Raw genomic sequence first — 2,050 nt, 5'->3', positions numbered from 1 at the left:
GACGTAACAAAGCCACATTATGTGAAGATCGATGTAAGCATGACACCTACCAATTACCTGGCTTTGCAGCAGGTGGAACTGTTAAATTAAAAGTAGAAAAAAAAGTGGCTTTCATCCAAGTCACTCCTGGTACTGCCCGAATCTATTCTCTTGAGGAAAAGGGCTGTCAATTAGTTTTTGATAACCTAAAAGACAAAAACTCTCGTTTGATCCACTATCTGGAGGGACATATGATCCAAGTGACCCAAGAAGGTTCCCTCTACCGCTGGCCATTCAAAGAACCTTTTCCTTCGCAAGCCTTAAGCATGGTGGGAAATTTTGAAGAAGCCCATGTTGACCAAGAGTTGCTTATTTTAGTGTTGCCTCAGCGCAAGCAATTTGCCATTTTTAATATAGAAGATGGCTTAAAATATTACGAATCACCCCTTTTCCGCTCTTCCATCCGCTCGCTCGATTGTCGTGATAACCAAATTTTGATTCAATGTGAAGATGGCGCGCTTTATTTTATCAAAGCTATCCGAAAAGAAAACTCTGCCCAACATTTGGAGCCTATTCTTTTAGACGGGCTCTTTTTAGATCCTCTTTGCAAAGAGCTGGTGCAGTTTGATGAAAAGCGCGTCATTATTTTAGGGAAGGATGCGGTGAAACGCCTATGTACGGTTTGGGATGTTGCTAGTGGAAAAAAAATCTTTGGAGGGTCTCTTGAAAGAGAATTAAAATTTATTCGCAGCTCCAAAGCAAAATGTATTACTGCTTCAACCTATAATGGCGAAAAACTCGCTGTGGGTTTTGACACGGGGCATGTTGTTTTTTATGAACCCGCTAATGGAAAAAGGATTATAGAGCACTCTTTTGGTTTTTCTCCTGTCCAGTTTCTTAGCTTCGACCGCGATCAGGAGCATTGCTGGGTGGCTACTAATCCCTACTATATAATTGAATGCCTAAATATCAAAGACGAGCCTAAAACAGTGGGAGCTTTTTGCTCTATTAAACAAAAAAAGAAATTGGAAGGTAGAGAAGAAGAAGCATTAGAGTGTAATTTAACAGGTATTTATGTAGATGAGCGACGTTTGGCTTGCTGCGATAAAGAAGGGGGGTTAGATGTTTGGGACTTTGCTAAGGCCTCTCCCCCCTTAAGCTTTGAAATTTAGCTTATTCAGTTGACCGTCTAATCAAGGCTTGTTTTAAAGCTTCCTCTTCATAAATAGAAGAATCTGTTTGCTTTAATTCTGCAACAAGCTGAACAGTCGCCTTGGATTGTAGGTTTAATAACTTTTCGACAAAAGAAAGCGTGGCGCTAGACACAGAATAATGAATTAATCTAAACTGAAAGTCTGCTGACCATTCAATTATTTCTCCTGAAATCTTTGGATATTGTGCTCTCAAATAAGCATCTTCAGGCTCTTTTTCTTTTCCTAGTTCCTGCATTAAATCTCGATTTTGCTGAATTATTCTCTTTATTTCCTCTAGGCAATTTTTTAAGGCAGTTTTTTCCAGAAATTTATCTATAACACTTTTATAAGATTCATAACGTTTAGCTTCGCCATATGATAACTTTTCAGCTAAATCTAGCTTTTTTTTAGGTTCAAGATTTAGGAAAGTTGAATTATCCGCCACATTCTCTTCCAGGGATAACAACAACCTCTTTTCTTCTGGAGTCAAATCCATTTCTTTCAATGCATGCTCAAACTCTTCTTTTTCCCTCTCTTTCTCCTTTATAGTGATCGTTAGTTCCTCGATTTGTTTTTGATGTTGAAAAAAAGGGTCTTGCCGATATTGGTGATATTTGCTCTCAAAGACTTCATTCATCCATTCTGTTAACAGTGTTTTGAAGTGATTGAATGTTTCTTGCATTGTTTTAATTCTTGCTTGTTCTATTTTAAAATCAACAAGTGCTATATGGGAAGGAGAGTGATTAAGATCTGCTAATGCATCGAGAATGCGCATGAGTTCATTAACGGTGCTTTGCACCTCTTTTAAATTTTCTAACTTTTTGTACAGCGGGGTGTAACTCGCACTAGTTTGTGCAATCTCTAACCCGTTAAAAAGT

1 protein-coding gene and 1 pseudogene are annotated in these 2,050 nt (G+C 38.2%); one reads left to right on the top strand and one right to left on the bottom strand.

Features of this window, described 5'->3' with window-relative positions; genetic code table 11:
* Positions 1-1,151, top strand: a 1,151-nt coding sequence (locus BU804_RS09015) for a hypothetical protein (protein ID WP_075883811.1), incomplete at its 5' end; no start/stop codon positions are given.
* Between the two features lies 1 nt (position 1,152).
* Here BU804_RS09015 and BU804_RS09010 read toward each other — a convergent pair.
* Positions 1,153-2,050: pseudogene (locus BU804_RS09010) on the bottom strand (hypothetical protein); the annotation flags it as partial.

It is taken from the genome of Candidatus Protochlamydia sp. W-9, assembly GCF_001950615.1.
GTDB classification, from domain to species: Bacteria; Chlamydiota; Chlamydiia; order Chlamydiales; family Parachlamydiaceae; genus Protochlamydia; species Protochlamydia amoebophila.
The sequence above is the reverse complement of the archived record's forward strand: the minus strand, read 5'-3'. Positions and strand labels throughout refer to the sequence as shown.